This is a genomic window from Candidatus Nomurabacteria bacterium (genome assembly GCA_020631975.1).
Taxonomy (GTDB): Bacteria; Patescibacteriota; Saccharimonadia; order Saccharimonadales; family CAIOMD01; genus JACKGO01.
This window is the reverse complement of the sequence record JACKGO010000003.1, coordinates 15354-30090: the sequence shown is the minus strand read 5'-3', so window position 1 is coordinate 30090 and position 14737 is coordinate 15354. Positions and strand designations below refer to the sequence as shown.

Genomic DNA, 14737 nt, shown 5'->3' with positions numbered 1-14737 from the left:
ACGTTCGGAACTTATTATTAATCGTTAAACGTTTTAAAGAGGCATATGTTAGCAATTAGAATGCAGCGTACTGGGCGTAAAAAAATGCCCCACTACCGTGTAGTTGTACAAGACTCACGTCGTACCCCTACCAGTGGTAAAGTAGTGGCAAAATTAGGCTCATACAACCCACACACCAAAGAATTAACACTAGACAAAGATTTATCACAGACATATCTTAATAATGGCGCACAACCGTCTGAACGAGTTGTGAGCATATTCAAAAAAGAAGGTGTTGTTATACCTAGTTGGGTAAAAGAGCGTACAGTAAAAGATCGCAAAGTACGAAAAGCAGATAAATTACGCGCCAACCAACCCGCACCCGAGCAAGAGACAGTTGCCGAAGAAGTAGCCAAAGACCTCCCAGAAGAAGCTCCAGCACCTGCAGACGCATAAGTAGTTGACCATTTTAAGAGCTCACAATTGATGTATAAAGGTGAGCTTTTTGCTATACTAGTAAGTACAGTATTAATACGGAGGATGTCAGAATATGTCGTCAATTGATCAACAATTTGTAGAATATATAGTAAAATCACTGGTCGGTAATCCAGATGCAGTAGAAGTCACAAGGACTATTGATGAAAAGGGAGTATTACTAGAGTTAACAGTTGCACCAGAAGATTTAGGAAGAGTGATTGGTAAGCGTGGGTCTACCGCACAGAGTATTCGTAGCTTACTGCGCGCACTTGGTACGAAAAATGATGCTCGTTATAACTTAAAAATTGTAGATCCAAGTGGTGGAGTAAGACCCGCTACATCAGACAATACTGATGATAAGGACGAAACGACTGACTCAGAAGATAGCAGTTCCCACAGTTCCGTTGTAAGCAAAACACGCCAAGAACTTGCAGATTTAGACGATCTGGACGTATAATTTAATCAAGTCGTTTACGACTTGTCTAAAACCTATAAATCCCAAAACACTAAAATAAGCTCAGTGCGAGCCGATTGCTTCAAAAAAGTTAAGCAAAAGGGAGCTTTATGTGATAAAAACACCCGGTATAAACACCGGGTGGTTTTATTTTATGGCACTAACAATAGTAACCAAACTGTTTGCTATACTATTAACAGATGAAAATATATATCATTAGTTTGTTTCCAGATATGTTTGCAGGTGTACTTGGCAATAGTATGCTCTGGAAAGCCCAAGATAAGCAGCTTATTGACTTTGAAGTTGTGCCGCTGCGCGAATATGGGCTTGGCCCACGAAAGATGGTAGATGACACGCCATATGGTGGCGGCGACGGTATGCTTTTAATGATAGAACCTCTGTTCGCAGCAGTAAATTATTGTAAAAAAAGTTCGCCGTCTGCAAGAGTGCTCCTCATGACGCCTCGTGGCTATGACTACACACAATCAGACGCACAACGCTTGGCAAGTGCCGGGGCAGACTTAATAATTATTTGTGCTCGCTACGAAGGCTACGATGAACGGATTACGACAATTGTAGATGAACAGATCTGTATAGGTCACTACGTGCTAACAGGTGGAGAGTTAGCGGCAATGGTTGTAGCCGATAGTGTGACACGGCTGATTCCTGGTGTCCTTGGTGGTGAAAAAAGTGCAGAAATAGAAAGTTTTAGCGAAGGTAACAACAGGGAATATCCGCAGTACACACGCCCAGAAGAATTTAATGGCTTACACGTACCAAAGGTGCTCCTTAGTGGTCATCATGCAGAAATTGATAAGTGGCGCCAAGACCAAAGTGACCGTTTTACAAAACCATCCATAAAGTAGGTATACTAATATATATAAATGGAGGTGATGCGTGTGATAATACGAAAAATGATTAAACCAGTGTATGCACATTGTGATATACCGTGTGGGATATACGAAACAGACAGTATGCGCCACGCGGCAGAGACTTGTCTACGTATGATAGAAAAAATTGAAGCACTTGGTGAACTAGATAGCCAAGATAAATGGAATAACTTTGTTCGGATGGTAGATATTAAAGAAAAACACGCCCAACGTGTGAAGGATGAAGCATATATTTTATGGAGCGATTACTTTAAACCAGAACATCTTACCAGGTTTCCGCAGTTACATGATGTATTTTGGCGCCTCGCCAAACAAGCAAGTATCGTTAAACAAACGGTAGATAAAGCTGCGTGTGAACAACTATTACATAACGTTACAGAAGCAGATACACTATTTACTGATTCAAAAAAATAATTCTATGTTGCTAAGGCGCGTCGTTGGGAACAGTATGCAACCAAGTCTGCACTCAGGTGATTACATAATATGCAAGAAAGCACGTCATCTAAAAATAGGCGACATTGTTGTCGCAGAAGTTAATAAACGAGAAGTGATAAAACGCATCACTAACATTGAAAAAGAATACATTACACTCCAAGGAGATAATGCTCCCTACAGTACAGACAGCCGTGTATATGGGCCTGTTGCACAGAACAGCATAAAAGCTATCTATCTGGCCAAGTTACGTATTCCTAGATTTGTAAAGAATCGGTTATCGCACTAAGTAATTCATTTATGAGCGCCGATCCAGACGTAAATGGGTACGCTGAGTTACTTATTGTTTTTGTGTAAATTGCATATGAAACAGCTTTGTCACCAGATGTAATGACACCCACAAGGTGCGCACGATCGCCGAGCCACCCAGCCTTTCTAATTATTGTACTGTGTTCATCACTAAGTGCTATCGGCCCAGTGTATGATTCTTTCATTAAGTTTTCTAAATACTGAACATTTCCTTGATTAATAAGACTTCCTGCTTGAAGATTTTTTAGAAAATTGGCCATGTCTTGCGGTGGGATAGTATTTGCAATCGCATCAAAACTAGGTGCTCCGTTTTCATTGGCATATGCCCCGATTTTTTTATAGCCAAAATATTCAAGGAGACTTTTCCAAGAGTCATTATCACTTTTGCCTATCATCTTTTCTAGGTGATTTTCTAACGTTTCACCACTTATGTAGGTGGTAAAACTGATAGCGCCTTGTTCAATTTGCTTAAGTGCATAGGTAGCCACGATTACTTTTGTTGTACTTGCTGCTGTGTAAGCTGCAACAGCATCTATAGCAACAGTTTGATTATCAGTGGCAGACTGAACCGCTACTGCTGTCTCTAGTGTGGGATACTGATCTAAAACTTCCTGTAGTTTCGCCTGCAACGCTTCGTTATCAAAAGAAGGTGGTGGTGTAGGCTCTTGTTGAATTTCTCCATTGTCTTGTTGGGCGCCTTTAATCCCATCCCCTTGCCGGGCCATAATGTAATATACTCCCCAAACAAAGATAAACAACAGTGTAGCTAACAGAATGATTTTTACAAATTTCATATACCTCTGACTATTATACCGTACAAAGTTGAAGAGAACCTGAGTGGTTAGATTGCCATATTAAGAAAACAGCGTATTATATTAAGTATAACCATTATATATAAAAATGAACGATAAAAAACATATAGTCATAATAGGTGCTGGAACAGCGGGTGTTATGCTCGCTAATAAGTTTGCCAAAACATCTGATGTTATGGTGACGGTAGTAGATCCTGCAGAATTTCATTATTATCAGCCTGGTTTCTTGCTGTATCCTTTTAATCGCCACTCTTTTGATGAAATACACAAAAGAACAAGTACGCTGTTACATGAACATGTTTACTTGCTTCAGCAGCACGTTACAGATATTGCACCAAGCAAGAAAACGATTGTAACAGAAGACGGTACAGAAATTTCTTATGACGTTTTAATTATTGCTACGGGTACACAAATAGACCCACTCCTGACTGATGGATTAATGAATGAACAGTGGCATATAAGTATATTTGATTTTTACACTCCAGACGGAGCCGAAGCAGTCCGAGGTGCATTACAAGCCTTTGAGGGTGGGCGGCTTGTAGTGCAGATAACAGAAATGCCAATAAAATGCCCTGTTGCTCCACTAGAATTCGTATTCTTAGCAGATGATTACTTTAAAAAGAAAGGCGTCAGGGAACAAGTAGAGTTACTATTTGTCACACCACTCTCTGGAGCATTTACTAAGCCTGTCGCATCCGAAAAGTTGGGCCATTTACTTACAGAAAAAAACATACAAGTTGTTACCGATTTTTACACAGAAAAAGTAGACGGACCAAATAAAACAGTGTATTGCTATGATGGTCGTTCGTTTGACTATGACATGTTGGTGACGATCCCTACGAACGTAGGTACGAAGCTACTCCAGAAACAAGACTTTACCGATGATTTAGGGTTTGTTGAGGTTGACCCACATACCTTACAATCCAGTAAATACACAGATATTTTTGCGATAGGTGACTCTACGAACGTCGCCACTTCTAAAGCCGGATCAGTCGCACACTTTGAGGCGCACGTTGTACAAGAAAATGTGCTCGCCTATCTCTATAACCAGCCATTGACAGGCTTTTTTGACGGGCACTCAAACTGCTTTGTAGAAACAGGCGGCGGTAAATCGTTATTGCTAGACTTTAATTACGATACTCAGCCATATGAAGGTACCTTTCCATTTGCTGGCATTGGGCCTATGAAACTCTTACGACCGAGTAGAATCAATCATCTTGGCAAATTAGCATTCCGGTATATATATTGGTATTTGCTCCTTCCGGGTAGGCCAATTCCATTTATACCAAATAAAATGAGCCTAAAAGGTAAAAAAGTAGTGTAAAAGGGGGTATATATGCAAAAAGAAATTGCAGGGCAACACATAGACGTAGATATAGAAGGCTATATGACCAATCCAGATCAGTGGAATGGTGATATCGCTCAAGCGCTGGCCAGCGAACTACATATTGAACTTACACAAAAACACTGGGACGTGCTCAATTGGCTACGCGAACAACACTACCAAGGACAAGAAGTTAATATTCGTAAAGTAGGCAAGTCTGGCATTGTAGATATTAAACAATTTTACCAATTATTTCCGGGGGGGCCACTTAAGAATGCTTCCAAAATTGCCGGATTAAAAAAACCAACAAGCTGTTTATAGGAGAATACACATGGAAGAAACAGTGCAACAACCACAAATGGGCGCACAGCACCTAAAAAAAATGATGATAGTCGTTTCAAAATCTGGCATTGATGGTGTATATGCCGGGTTAATTATGGCCAATGGGGCTCGTTCAGAAGGCATAGAAGTTGATATGTTCTTTACGTTTTTTGGGCTTGATGCCATTACGAAAAAACGAATGGAACATTTAAAAGTAGCGATAGCTGGGAATACCGGCATGCATATGCCGGAATTAGTAGGTGTGTTTCCAGGAATGGAGAATCTTGCAACACATATGATGATGAAAGAAATGGAAAAACTAGATGTTCCGCCAGTACCAGAGTTCTTAGAAATTATTAAGGCAGCCGATGGACATATTTTTGGCTGTAAGCTCGCTATGGAAATGTTCCACTTGGGCAAAGAAGACCTATGGGAAGGTGTTGACGATGTACTATCTGTTGGGCAGTTTTATAACCGTTACGAACCCGGTTCTCAGATAATATTTATCTAAGTATATCGTATGCTTTAATTGTCTTCTTGATGATAATCCACAGACTCTTCTAAAAGATGCGTCTCAGATTCGTTATGGGTATCGTGCCCACTGTCGATGTATTGGTGGAGTACGCTCGTAATACTACCAACAATAAACACTCCTATAAGGAGTAATAGCGTTTGGGGGCCAGCAATTACTTTGTCTTCACTTTTATGAATGCTTGGAATAATATCACTGACCGCAACGTAAATGAAGAATCCGGCCACAATCCCAAGTACGACATCCATAGGTATTGTGTGTGACTGCCCAATAGTAAAGAACACGACGGCGGCAACTGTCGTCGCTAATGCACTTAAAACATTAATAACAATGACATTTTTACGGGCCACGCCCTTGCTCAACAGCAAGCCAAAATCTCCAATTTCTTGTGGAATTTCGTGCGCAGCAACAGCAAGCGTAACAATAATACCAGTTGCTGGGTCTACTAAAAAGCCGGCTGCAATCGCGATGCCATCTATAAAGTTGTGTACCGTGTCACCAACAATAATAAGCGGTACTCTTGGGTCAGATTTGCTAGAGTTTTGCGCGTGTTCATGTTCATGATGATGATGAAACCAGCGTAAGAATCTCTCTAACATAAAAAAGACGAGAATACCCCCAAGCGTCGCGTATAAGGCGGTGTCTACATTGCCTTGGTGTGCGGCTTCTGGTAGCAGATCTATGAAAGCTGCCGCTAAAAGGGCACCTGCAGCAAACGGTGTTGCATACAAAGCTAAACGATGGGCATTATTTTTGTTAGCAAGGAGCAATATTCCTCCAATGAGGCTTACAATGCCGCCAATCAAACTAAAAATGAATACTTGCCATAACGTGGACATTTATTGACTTCTTTCTTTACGATTTTACTATTGTGCTAGTTAAAATATACAAGTCTTTATATTAAAATTGCAAATTATTTGCAATAATATATAAATATGCAAACGACATTACTTAAAGAGCGTCTAAAAGCACACGGTATGAGTATCACGAAACCCAGAACACGGATATTTGAATACTTTCTCATGGCTGAAAGACCAGTCACTATACAGGAACTCGTGGCAGAAAATAATACCATTCATTATGCCACAATATACAGAACAATCCATTCGCTGATGCAAGCTGGTGTTATACAGCAAGTACCGATTGGTTTTACATACACGTACGAATTGAGTGATGTATTTAAACCACATCACCACCACGTTACATGCGAGGTATGTCATAAAAGTATGATTGTACATAGCAGAGACATAGAGAATTTAATGCACAGAGTAACCATACAAGCTGGCATGCAACCAACGCGACATCATTTTGAAGCATATGGTATATGCCAAGCGTGCGTTAGCGAGTAATTTTATACATACGCACAAGTGGTATTGCGCAAATAATGAACATAACTATTAAGCCCGGATACATCCAGGGTAGAAACTGAGTGTTAACAGTATAATCGTTTGTTGCAAGCACAATGCCTGCCCGTATGACCACGTATAACAAACAACCAATAATGAGTACGTGACTAATTGCAAACAACCAGTCAGCGAGTCCATTGTGTAAACGAGGGCTCGAAGGTCGGGAATAGAAAATATACAGATACAGGACGGCTCTTATTATAAACAGAGCTCCAGCAATGATTAAACCCCAGTACACGGCTTGGCCTACCTGTACGACAATGCTTGCGTAAAGCCATATAAAATAATTAACACCAAGTATCAATAAGGTGTGCGTCATTTCCCATGTTATATGTAGATACTCGTTGCTGGTTGGGTTTTTTTTGCCGATTCTTTGAAACGCCGCCCATGATTCAATAAAGAAAAAGGGAAGATACGCTAGAATTGGTAATAATACAAACGCGTAGGCTATCACTTTTTATCACCAGTCACTAAATAACTATATTTTTTGATAACCTGTCGTACAGCAAGCACGGTAACTACCAGGAGCAGTACAAATAATATAGGGAAAATGTAACCCCACTGAATGACGCCAGGATTATTGACGAATGCTTCGGACGTTCTTAGGTAGCCATTGACAACGTAAGGTTGCCTGCCAAATTCGGTGACCATCCAGCCGAGTTCTACAACAACAAATGCTATAGGGGCGGTTATAATAAATCCAATGAGGAGTGGTTTTGAAAAAGCCTTGTTTCTGCGGAAGCGGTACAGCATTAAAAATAATAGCGGTACAGCAATAAGAAAACCTACTAAGGCCATCTTTATTTCAAAAAACGTATTAACAATTAAATTTGGCCAATCTTCTTTAGGAAATTCATTTAATCCCTTAATTTCTGTGTTAGGGCTGTTGCCAGCTAGAATACTGAGGCCATTTGGTATACGTAACCCACCTTCGACACTTTGACCATCGGCGCTCAGTTCTCCACCAATAATATACGGTGCGTTTGTAGTTGTTTGCGGCACTAATTCTATGGCAGCGAGTTTTCTGGGTTGGGACGTAGCGAGGTATTGTGTTTGAAAGTGTCCTATGGCGCCAATACTCAGTACGACTGCAAAGCTAATCAGAGCAAATCTACTTATAATATATTCTGCAGTTTTTTTACTAGCCCCTTTGGGTTTGTGGCGCATTATGTACCATGCGTAGCCTGCAATGACAGCTAAAAATATAGCTAAATAATATCCTAGCACCGAATGGCTCACCATAAAGAATGTTGTTGGTGTTAAAATTCCAGCCCATACGTCAGCATTGACTATTTTGCCATCTACAATATCAAATCCCCCTGGCTTGTTCATCCATGAGTTTACGCTGGTAATAAAAAACGCAGATAAAAATGCGCCAAGTATTATAGGAAGACTAAGCAGCCAATGTCGGTACCCCTTAATCTTATCCCATGTATACATGTAATAACCTAAGAATAAGGCTTCTAGCACAAACGCATAACCTTCAAACATAAACGGTAGCCCAATAATGGCGCTACCAAACTCTGGTAGTTTAGGCCACATGAGTGACATCTGAATAGCAATTAATGTTCCAGATACTACACCAGTAATAACAAGCACAGTGGCTATGTAGGATATAAACTTAGCCGCATCTATTAGCCGAGGTTTTTTATATTTAATACCAATGAATTCTAGTAGAGAAAAAACAACAGGCAAACCGATACCAAACATCACAAACACTATGTGAAAGCCAAGGCTATCACCCATCAGTACTCGTGCTGCATTAAGGCTTTCTTGTTCCATTTTTTTATATACTTACTGTACCCAATTATAACGACAAAATTAGCATATTGCTAATGCTTATTTACCTGTTACTTATTTACGTTTAACAGAATTAGTGAGTTTGCGATGAGCGAGAGCTTCGCACTCATTCTTAGCATCGGCGTACATCATTTGTTGTGGTGGTGTTTTTTGTGTCCAAGCACTCGGCCCACGCAAAGCACCGACAACACCTAATTCACGAGCGACTTTTAAATACCGTATAGCGTCTATTACAACACCAGCACTGTTTTCGCTATCTTGAACGGAAAGTTTTACATCTATAGTGACTGGTGCATCTCCAAAACCGCGTAAACGCAAATTAAAATAAGCAACCTTGTTATCTTCTAGATACGGTAAATAAGTGCTAGGACCTGCAAATAAACTGTGCTCTGCTACGGGTATATTGCGTAAATCGTTTTGGGCTCTAATAACGTTTTCTTTACTTTTTTTCTTACTGGCAAGGCGGGATTGCACCATCATATTATTAAAGTCGGTGTTGCCACCAATATTCAGTTGTTGGTGAAAATCTACAATAAGACCTCTATCGAACGCCAGTTCTTGGAGAACTTGGCTTAACACACTTGCACCAAGTTGTGAGCGCATGTCATCGCCTATTATAGGTAACCCAGCGTCAATAAATTTTTGCTCCCATGTTGGGTCACTGGCAATAAACACAGGAATGCAGTTTAAAAAGGCAACCTGTGCATCTATTGCAGCTTGCGCATAAAATTCAGTTGCAGCCTGTGATCCTACAGGTAAATAATTAACCAGTATATCTGCCTTGGATTTTTTAAGTGAAGCTACAATATCAACTGGCTTTTCTTTAGATAAGCGAAAACCTTGATCTTCTGGTTGCGTGAGCATGTGCTCTGACACACCATCTAATACGGTACCCATTTCTACCATCGGCCCACTTGGTACATTAGGTTGGAATACCCGTGCGCAATTTGGTTTTGCAAAGATAGCCGCACCAGTAGGTTTACCTACTTTTCTTTTATCTACATCGTATACAGCCACCACTTCTATGTCTCTAGGATGATATCCCCCAATAGTTGCCCACATAATGCCAGGAATAGAACTATCATCATGGTCTTTGTAATATTCAAGACCCTGATATAGCGATGAAAAACAGTTACCTGCTCCAACGACTGCAATTTTAATTTTAGACATACACCCCCCAATTGTTACGATATATACATAATAATTCACTAATTCATATAAAACAAACTAATAATAAAAATAAGAAAACCTAATACTGTATAATAGAGATTAATGGACCATAGGTTTAAAAAGTATTTAGCGGTAGCAGATACAGGTAGTTTTTCTGCAGCTGCAAAAAAACTTAAAGTTACCCAACCAGCTATAACGCTTGCGGTAGCTTCTTTAGAGCGTGCTTTTGGCACCAAGCTATGTGTAAGAAATAAACATACAATTACTTTAACTCCAGATGGTGAAGTAGTAGCACGCTCAGCAAAAAAAATTGCTGTAGAAATAGAAAAAATGGAAGCTACGCTTACTAATGCGCAAGATAAAAGTCAGTACAATGTAGGCATTATAGATAGCATTGCACATCTTTTATATAACTCTACCGATGCATTGCTAAAAAATAACTTTGAAGTAATGGTAGACAATTCACGCCGAATTGTTAACGACGTATTAGCGAGTAAAATAGACATTGGAGTAATAACTGGTCAGCCAACTACCATAGGTAATTCAGTAACGACACATAAGCTACATAATGAAGAATTTGTTTTTGTTTGTGCACCATATATGGCGCCAAATAAAGCAGTAACCTCTATTGATGACTGGTTGGCAATCAACCAAGACTCTACGAGCTATAGACATTTTGTAAAATTATTTAAAAAAGAAGGTTTACGGGTGACACCAGTGTTCTATTCTACGAGTATGGAACTACTAAAAGAAATGGCGGTGGCCGGCAAGGGGACAGCTCTTTTGCCACGCCACCTCGTAAGTGAGTCTATAGACAACGGCACGTTAGACATTGTTGCGACAAAACCGTTATATCGGCCTATCTGGGCAGTGACTAAAAAAGAACAGAACGCGCCTGTAATTATACAACTTACTCGCCAAATAGATGATTTGCTTGCAAGTAACATCTACAAGAGTACGTCTATGCACGCACGCTAAAGTCTTGCCTAGCTAACGAGTCGCCGCAGCAGTATCGTTTATTTGTACCTACGTGCTTATTCGCTGGCTAAGGCAGTTGCAACGACACGTCCAAAGGCTGTTGCAGAGCTTGGACCGTTGGCAGTAATAATAAATCCATCGGTTACAACCGGTTGGTCTAGAAAATGCACATCACGGCTAAGTAGAGCGGGTATGTCACCCGAAAAAACAGTGGCATTCTTGCCTACAAGTACGCCGGCTTTTGCTAAAATTACAGGCGCATGGCAAATTGCAGTTATGTATTTATTAGTATCGGCAAACTGTTTAAGTACATGATGTAATTCTGCGTCGTCATCATATACATACGAACCGCTGCCTCCCACCAGTAAGATAGCATCATAATTATTAGGTGTAATATCATGTATACGTATTTGTGCAGTAGTTGTTTTCCCGCGCGAACCTTGAATAGTGCCAATGACTTTGCTCGCTGTAATAGTAGTGTGGCCAGCCATTTCGAGTTCTTTTTTCGGCTCAAAATATTCTTCATCTCTGAAGTCTTTTGGAGCAATAATGATAGCTATGTGAGCCATGTGAAATCCTTACGTATTAGCAAACGACTAATATGTGTAGTGTAACATGCACCGGGACAGTACATGTAAAAATACAAACAAGGTACTATGTATGTATGCAAATACAAAAAATGCTTATAAGCCAAGCAGAAGCAGTATTAAAGGCAAATAGGGTTGGTAACGCTACGAAACCTGCACCCGGGCTGTATCCGCATCAATGGTTTTGGGATAGCTGCTTTATTGCTATTGGTTTGCGATGGACGAATATAGAACAAGCCAAAGCAGAACTACGATCTCTTGCGAAAGGCCAGTGGCATAACGGTATGATACCTCATATCATTTTTTCTGATGAACCAGGGTATCATTTTGGCCCAGACAAGTGGCAAAGCTCAAAATGGAGCGGTTTACAAGACGTGCAAACAAGTTGTATAACCCAACCACCCATGTTGGCAGAAGCAGTCTATAGAGTTGGTATACAATTGTCTACCATCGAACGTAAAGAATGGTACCAAGAAATGCTCCCTGTGATAATTGCATATCATACGTGGTTATATAGAGAAAGAACCATCAATAATTCGCCGTTCATAAGCCTGATACATCCGTGGGAATGCGGGCTTGATAACACACCATATTGGCTAAAAATAATGAGAACTTATACTCCATTAAAACTAAAGATATTGCAGTTTTTACATTTAGAAAAGTTGCTAAATAAGACAAGAAAAGATACCAAACAGGTTCCTGCAAGCGAACGGCCAGAACCTATAGATTTATACATTTTTTATAATATTATTAGGCAAGCAAAACAAAATGGATATAATGCGCGGCGTATATCAAATACCAAAGCCCCTGTCATAGAAGATCTAGTATTTAATGCAATTTTTATACGAGCGAACGATTTGTTAATGACTATCGCGGCAGAAATTGACTATTCTATTGATGCAGATTTGGTGGCACATTGTAAAAACACCAAAGCAAAAATAGACCAGTTATACGAACAAGGCACCTTTTGGAGTAGGGACGTAACAACCGGAAAGCTTATTAAAGAACAAACTATTGCAAATTTTATAACGCTATATTCTGGGGCACTATCTACTGAACAAGCCCAAGCCATGATGAATGATTTACACGGGGATGGTATATGGCGGCCTGCATATGGGGTAACTACCACGCCAACTAATTCTCGTTGGTTTTTACCTAAAAATTATTGGCGTGGGCCAGTGTGGGTTAATATGAATTGGCTGATTATAGATGGGCTACGCCGTTATGGTTATCATAAAGAAGCAGAAGTAATGCGAAACCAAACGATAGCAATGGTAGCAAATGGTGGAGTCTGCGCAGAATATTATTCTCCTATAGACGGCACACCTGCAGGATCACCTCAATTCTCGTGGACGGCGGCACTTACTATAGACTTAATAAAAACAACAAAACTAAAAATAGCTACTAATGAATAGTTTGTTGGTGCGTGCGTATGTACGCTAAAGGTAAAGATTGTTCCATATTATAATATGGCGCACTGTTCCGCATTTGAATACGCATATCTTCGATAAATGTGTTGGGCATTGAAACTCCACGTAATTGTATTGGTTCGTCTGAAAAGCGTACGTTAAACGTTATAGTACCGTAACTATAGTATGTACCAAGCGGGCTTTGATGTACCTGCGGAGCAACAATATCATCTAGAGAAATGGTTTGCGTGTGCTGACTAATAATTCCTGTTGTGATAGCAACTGCATTGTCTGTAATTTTAAACATTGTGTTAGACCAATGATTCATGACAACGAACGAAAATAACATTTGTACAATAAAACCCACCAGAATAATTGAAATATCAAACTCACCAACAATAAGCCCAGCAATATTAAAAACCGTGTCTCCTTCTATGCTTAAGGCTATAATAGCTATATAAACAGCAATAAAGGTTACGTGTAGTCCAAGTAATTGTGAGTGTAAATACCCCTTACTTTGTTTGTATGTTTTAATGTGATCTGTATTTTGCATAGTACCTCCATATATAGTGTGATTCTATATAGCGTATGCCATAAACCTTATGTTTTGCTGTGTATTTTAGCAAAGCGCTACAAGACGTACGGTTCTATAGCAAATACACACCACACGCGGAATTATTTAGGTAATACCACAAGGCACGAAATGGTTTTTTGGCTAAGGGTTAGCTAGTTATACTGAAACGTGTTATGAATCTCGTCAAAACTGTCCTGGTATTTATCCCAGTTTGCTTCTGGGCTCTGGGTAGATATCGTGTACACAGAGCCATCTTTCTTTAGAAATATGGTAGTTTTTGCTTTAACCTTTTCTGTTTCGCCTTTATAGGTTGTTACTAGCGTTAACGTATCAAGCCCATTTTTTATCTGTCTAGATTCGTATGTAGTCGTTGTTTCTGGGTTAGATTTTTTTATACTATCTGATATGGCTGTTAAGATATCACTTGTATAGCCATTTGCAGGAGCAGGCAGATAAACGACTTCAATTTGCCCGTATGTTTTGCCCGTTTCTTTGTATTCATCTTTAATAATTATGCCCTTAGCACCTTCTATATTTTGCTGGCTTACTTTCCATTTTTCTGGATATTTAATGGTATAGCCAACAGCACTATCTCGGTATTCAGTTAATGTAATAGAATTACTGCTTACGACAGCGATAATTACCATTATGGTGAGGATAAGATGCAGTAAGGCGACAAAACTAGAGATGATTATACCAGCAATGGCCAACCCTTTACCTTTCTGGCCTTTTTTATTAACTTGCACCAAGCCTACAATAGACAGCACCAGCCCTATAAGTGGCAAAAAGAAAGCAAGTACAAAACCTGCAATTGCCATTGCATTTGTTTTTTCTGGCTGCTGATTATTTTTAGAAGGCTCATGAGACATGGGTGGCTCCTCAGAAGATTGATGTTTTTTGCTGGTTTTATCACCACCTACAAGGTCTTTTTCGGCATCATAGACACCGTCCATCTGAAGTTCTGTTGGCCTTTCTTTTGCATTTTTGTAGGTACCCGATACCGCACCAGACCGCATAACGCCTAGTTTACGCAGTGTATCCTTTTTTGCCATGGTTGCAACTCCTTAATTATGTCAATAGTTTTATTATACGCCCTAGGTAAAGACACAGCCCGCAGGCTCTTAAAGCGTTTCTATAACTGATAGCATAGCTGGTGTACACTAGATTAATAAATACCTTAGAATAGAATAAAATATCGGTATATATTACTACATGTGGTATAATAATATGTACTAGTTGTTACAAGCAACATCTCTATTTTTGTTAGTTAGCTAAAACTTATT

The 14737-nt window shown here is 39.8% G+C and carries 18 protein-coding genes; 11 read left to right on the top strand and 7 right to left on the bottom strand.

Features of this window, described 5'->3' with window-relative positions; translation table 11 throughout:
• Window positions 1-45 precede the first annotated feature (45 nt).
• The 5 genes from rpsP (at window position 46) to H6795_02950 (ending at window position 2521) form a co-directional block, all read left to right on the top strand.
• Window positions 46-435, top strand: a complete 390-nt coding sequence (gene rpsP / locus H6795_02970) for a 30S ribosomal protein S16 (GenBank protein MCB9817473.1) — start codon at window positions 46-48, stop codon at window positions 433-435.
• Window positions 436-538: 103 nt separating this feature from the next.
• Window positions 539-913 carry a KH domain-containing protein gene (locus H6795_02965; GenBank protein ID MCB9817472.1) on the top strand — a complete coding sequence of 125 codons (375 nt, stop codon included), beginning with the start codon at window positions 539-541 and terminating at the stop codon, window positions 911-913.
• Between the two features lie 197 nt (window positions 914-1110).
• Window positions 1111-1776, top strand: coding sequence for a tRNA (guanosine(37)-N1)-methyltransferase TrmD (gene trmD / locus H6795_02960; protein ID MCB9817471.1), 666 nt, complete (start codon window positions 1111-1113; stop codon window positions 1774-1776).
• A 33-nt stretch (window positions 1777-1809) separates the two neighbouring features.
• Entirely contained in the window at window positions 1810-2214 is a 405-nt protein-coding gene (sodN, locus tag H6795_02955; GenBank protein MCB9817470.1) for a superoxide dismutase, Ni, read from the top strand.
• A 34-nt stretch (window positions 2215-2248) separates the two neighbouring features.
• Window positions 2249-2521 carry a S26 family signal peptidase gene (locus H6795_02950; protein ID MCB9817469.1) on the top strand — a complete coding sequence of 91 codons (273 nt, stop codon included), beginning with the start codon at window positions 2249-2251 and terminating at the stop codon, window positions 2519-2521.
• Here the strand turns inward: H6795_02950 and H6795_02945 are convergent.
• On the bottom strand, window positions 2490-3335 hold the full coding sequence (locus tag H6795_02945; protein MCB9817468.1) for a serine hydrolase: 846 nt from the start codon (window positions 3333-3335) through the stop codon (window positions 2490-2492). The genes H6795_02950 and H6795_02945 overlap by 32 nt on opposite strands.
• A 106-nt stretch (window positions 3336-3441) precedes the next feature.
• On the opposite strand from H6795_02945, the gene H6795_02940 reads away from it, so the two are divergent.
• From H6795_02940 to H6795_02930, 3 genes are read left to right on the top strand one after another with little or no spacing between them, the layout of a single operon-like run.
• Window positions 3442-4677, top strand: a complete 1236-nt coding sequence (locus tag H6795_02940; GenBank protein ID MCB9817467.1) for an NAD(P)/FAD-dependent oxidoreductase — start codon at window positions 3442-3444, stop codon at window positions 4675-4677.
• Between the two features lie 12 nt (window positions 4678-4689).
• The gene (locus H6795_02935; GenBank protein ID MCB9817466.1) at window positions 4690-4998 is read left to right on the top strand and encodes a TusE/DsrC/DsvC family sulfur relay protein; all 309 of its coding nucleotides are present in this window, start codon (window positions 4690-4692) and stop codon (window positions 4996-4998) included.
• A 37-nt stretch (window positions 4999-5035) separates the two neighbouring features.
• Window positions 5036-5509, top strand: coding sequence for a DsrE/DsrF/DrsH-like family protein (locus tag H6795_02930; GenBank protein MCB9817465.1), 474 nt, complete (start codon window positions 5036-5038; stop codon window positions 5507-5509).
• 14 nt (window positions 5510-5523) lie between these two features.
• On the opposite strand, the gene H6795_02925 is transcribed toward H6795_02930, so the two are convergent.
• Window positions 5524-6369, bottom strand: a complete 846-nt coding sequence (locus tag H6795_02925; protein ID MCB9817464.1) for a ZIP family metal transporter — start codon at window positions 6367-6369, stop codon at window positions 5524-5526.
• Between the two features lie 96 nt (window positions 6370-6465).
• On the opposite strand from H6795_02925, the gene H6795_02920 reads away from it, so the two are divergent.
• Window positions 6466-6879 (top strand): transcriptional repressor, encoded by a 414-nt coding sequence (locus H6795_02920; protein ID MCB9817463.1) that lies wholly within the window; start codon window positions 6466-6468, stop codon window positions 6877-6879.
• Between the two features lie 507 nt (window positions 6880-7386).
• Here H6795_02920 and H6795_02915 read toward each other — a convergent pair.
• Together H6795_02915 and H6795_02910 are read right to left on the bottom strand one after the other, a co-directional pair.
• Entirely contained in the window at window positions 7387-8718 is a 1332-nt protein-coding gene (locus H6795_02915; GenBank protein MCB9817462.1) for a cytochrome ubiquinol oxidase subunit I, read from the bottom strand.
• A 72-nt stretch (window positions 8719-8790) separates the two neighbouring features.
• Window positions 8791-9906, bottom strand: coding sequence for an inositol-3-phosphate synthase (locus H6795_02910; protein ID MCB9817461.1), 1116 nt, complete (start codon window positions 9904-9906; stop codon window positions 8791-8793).
• A 102-nt stretch (window positions 9907-10008) separates the two neighbouring features.
• Between H6795_02910 and H6795_02905 the strand changes: the two genes are divergently transcribed.
• Window positions 10009-10884: a LysR family transcriptional regulator gene (locus H6795_02905; GenBank protein MCB9817460.1), complete on the top strand. Its 876-nt coding sequence runs from the start codon at window positions 10009-10011 to the stop codon at window positions 10882-10884.
• A gap of 56 nt (window positions 10885-10940) precedes the next feature.
• Here the strand turns inward: H6795_02905 and H6795_02900 are convergent, their stop codons facing one another.
• The gene (locus H6795_02900) at window positions 10941-11453 is read right to left on the bottom strand and encodes a DJ-1/PfpI family protein (protein ID MCB9817459.1); all 513 of its coding nucleotides are present in this window, start codon (window positions 11451-11453) and stop codon (window positions 10941-10943) included.
• Between the two features lie 95 nt (window positions 11454-11548).
• Here H6795_02900 and H6795_02895 point away from each other — a divergent pair, with 95 nt between their 5' ends.
• Window positions 11549-12886 carry a glycoside hydrolase gene (locus H6795_02895; GenBank protein ID MCB9817458.1) on the top strand — a complete coding sequence of 446 codons (1338 nt, stop codon included), beginning with the start codon at window positions 11549-11551 and terminating at the stop codon, window positions 12884-12886.
• On the opposite strand, the gene H6795_02890 is transcribed toward H6795_02895, so the two are convergent.
• Both H6795_02890 and H6795_02885 read right to left on the bottom strand, forming a co-directional pair.
• Window positions 12876-13433, bottom strand: coding sequence for a PH domain-containing protein (locus H6795_02890; protein MCB9817457.1), 558 nt, complete (start codon window positions 13431-13433; stop codon window positions 12876-12878). The two genes, H6795_02895 and H6795_02890, sit on opposite strands and share 11 nt — an antisense overlap.
• A gap of 173 nt (window positions 13434-13606) precedes the next feature.
• Window positions 13607-14506: a DUF4190 domain-containing protein gene (locus H6795_02885; GenBank protein MCB9817456.1), complete on the bottom strand. Its 900-nt coding sequence runs from the start codon at window positions 14504-14506 to the stop codon at window positions 13607-13609.
• Window positions 14507-14737 lie beyond the last annotated feature (231 nt).

Excerpts from the sequence above, each read along its gene's own strand:
- rpsP (MCB9817473.1), top strand. The coding sequence starts at position 46 with ATGTTAGCAATTAGAATGCAGCGTACTGGGCGTAAAAAAATGCCCCAC.
- trmD (MCB9817471.1), top strand. The coding sequence starts at position 1,111 with ATGAAAATATATATCATTAGTTTGTTTCCAGATATGTTTGCAGGTGTA.
- H6795_02950 (MCB9817469.1), top strand. The coding sequence starts at position 2,249 with ATGCAACCAAGTCTGCACTCAGGTGATTACATAATATGCAAGAAAGCA.
- H6795_02945 (MCB9817468.1), bottom strand. The coding sequence starts at position 3,335 with ATGAAATTTGTAAAAATCATTCTGTTAGCTACACTGTTGTTTATCTTT.
- H6795_02940 (MCB9817467.1), top strand. The coding sequence starts at position 3,442 with ATGAACGATAAAAAACATATAGTCATAATAGGTGCTGGAACAGCGGGT.
- H6795_02935 (MCB9817466.1), top strand. The coding sequence starts at position 4,690 with ATGCAAAAAGAAATTGCAGGGCAACACATAGACGTAGATATAGAAGGC.
- H6795_02930 (MCB9817465.1), top strand. The coding sequence starts at position 5,036 with ATGGGCGCACAGCACCTAAAAAAAATGATGATAGTCGTTTCAAAATCT.
- H6795_02925 (MCB9817464.1), bottom strand. The coding sequence starts at position 6,369 with ATGTCCACGTTATGGCAAGTATTCATTTTTAGTTTGATTGGCGGCATT.
- H6795_02920 (MCB9817463.1), top strand. The coding sequence starts at position 6,466 with ATGCAAACGACATTACTTAAAGAGCGTCTAAAAGCACACGGTATGAGT.
- H6795_02915 (MCB9817462.1), bottom strand. The coding sequence starts at position 8,718 with ATGGAACAAGAAAGCCTTAATGCAGCACGAGTACTGATGGGTGATAGC.
- H6795_02910 (MCB9817461.1), bottom strand. The coding sequence starts at position 9,906 with ATGTCTAAAATTAAAATTGCAGTCGTTGGAGCAGGTAACTGTTTTTCA.
- H6795_02905 (MCB9817460.1), top strand. The coding sequence starts at position 10,009 with ATGGACCATAGGTTTAAAAAGTATTTAGCGGTAGCAGATACAGGTAGT.
- H6795_02900 (MCB9817459.1), bottom strand. The coding sequence starts at position 11,453 with ATGGCTCACATAGCTATCATTATTGCTCCAAAAGACTTCAGAGATGAA.
- H6795_02895 (MCB9817458.1), top strand. The coding sequence starts at position 11,549 with ATGCAAATACAAAAAATGCTTATAAGCCAAGCAGAAGCAGTATTAAAG.
- H6795_02890 (MCB9817457.1), bottom strand. The coding sequence starts at position 13,433 with ATGCAAAATACAGATCACATTAAAACATACAAACAAAGTAAGGGGTAT.
- H6795_02885 (MCB9817456.1), bottom strand. The coding sequence starts at position 14,506 with ATGGCAAAAAAGGATACACTGCGTAAACTAGGCGTTATGCGGTCTGGT.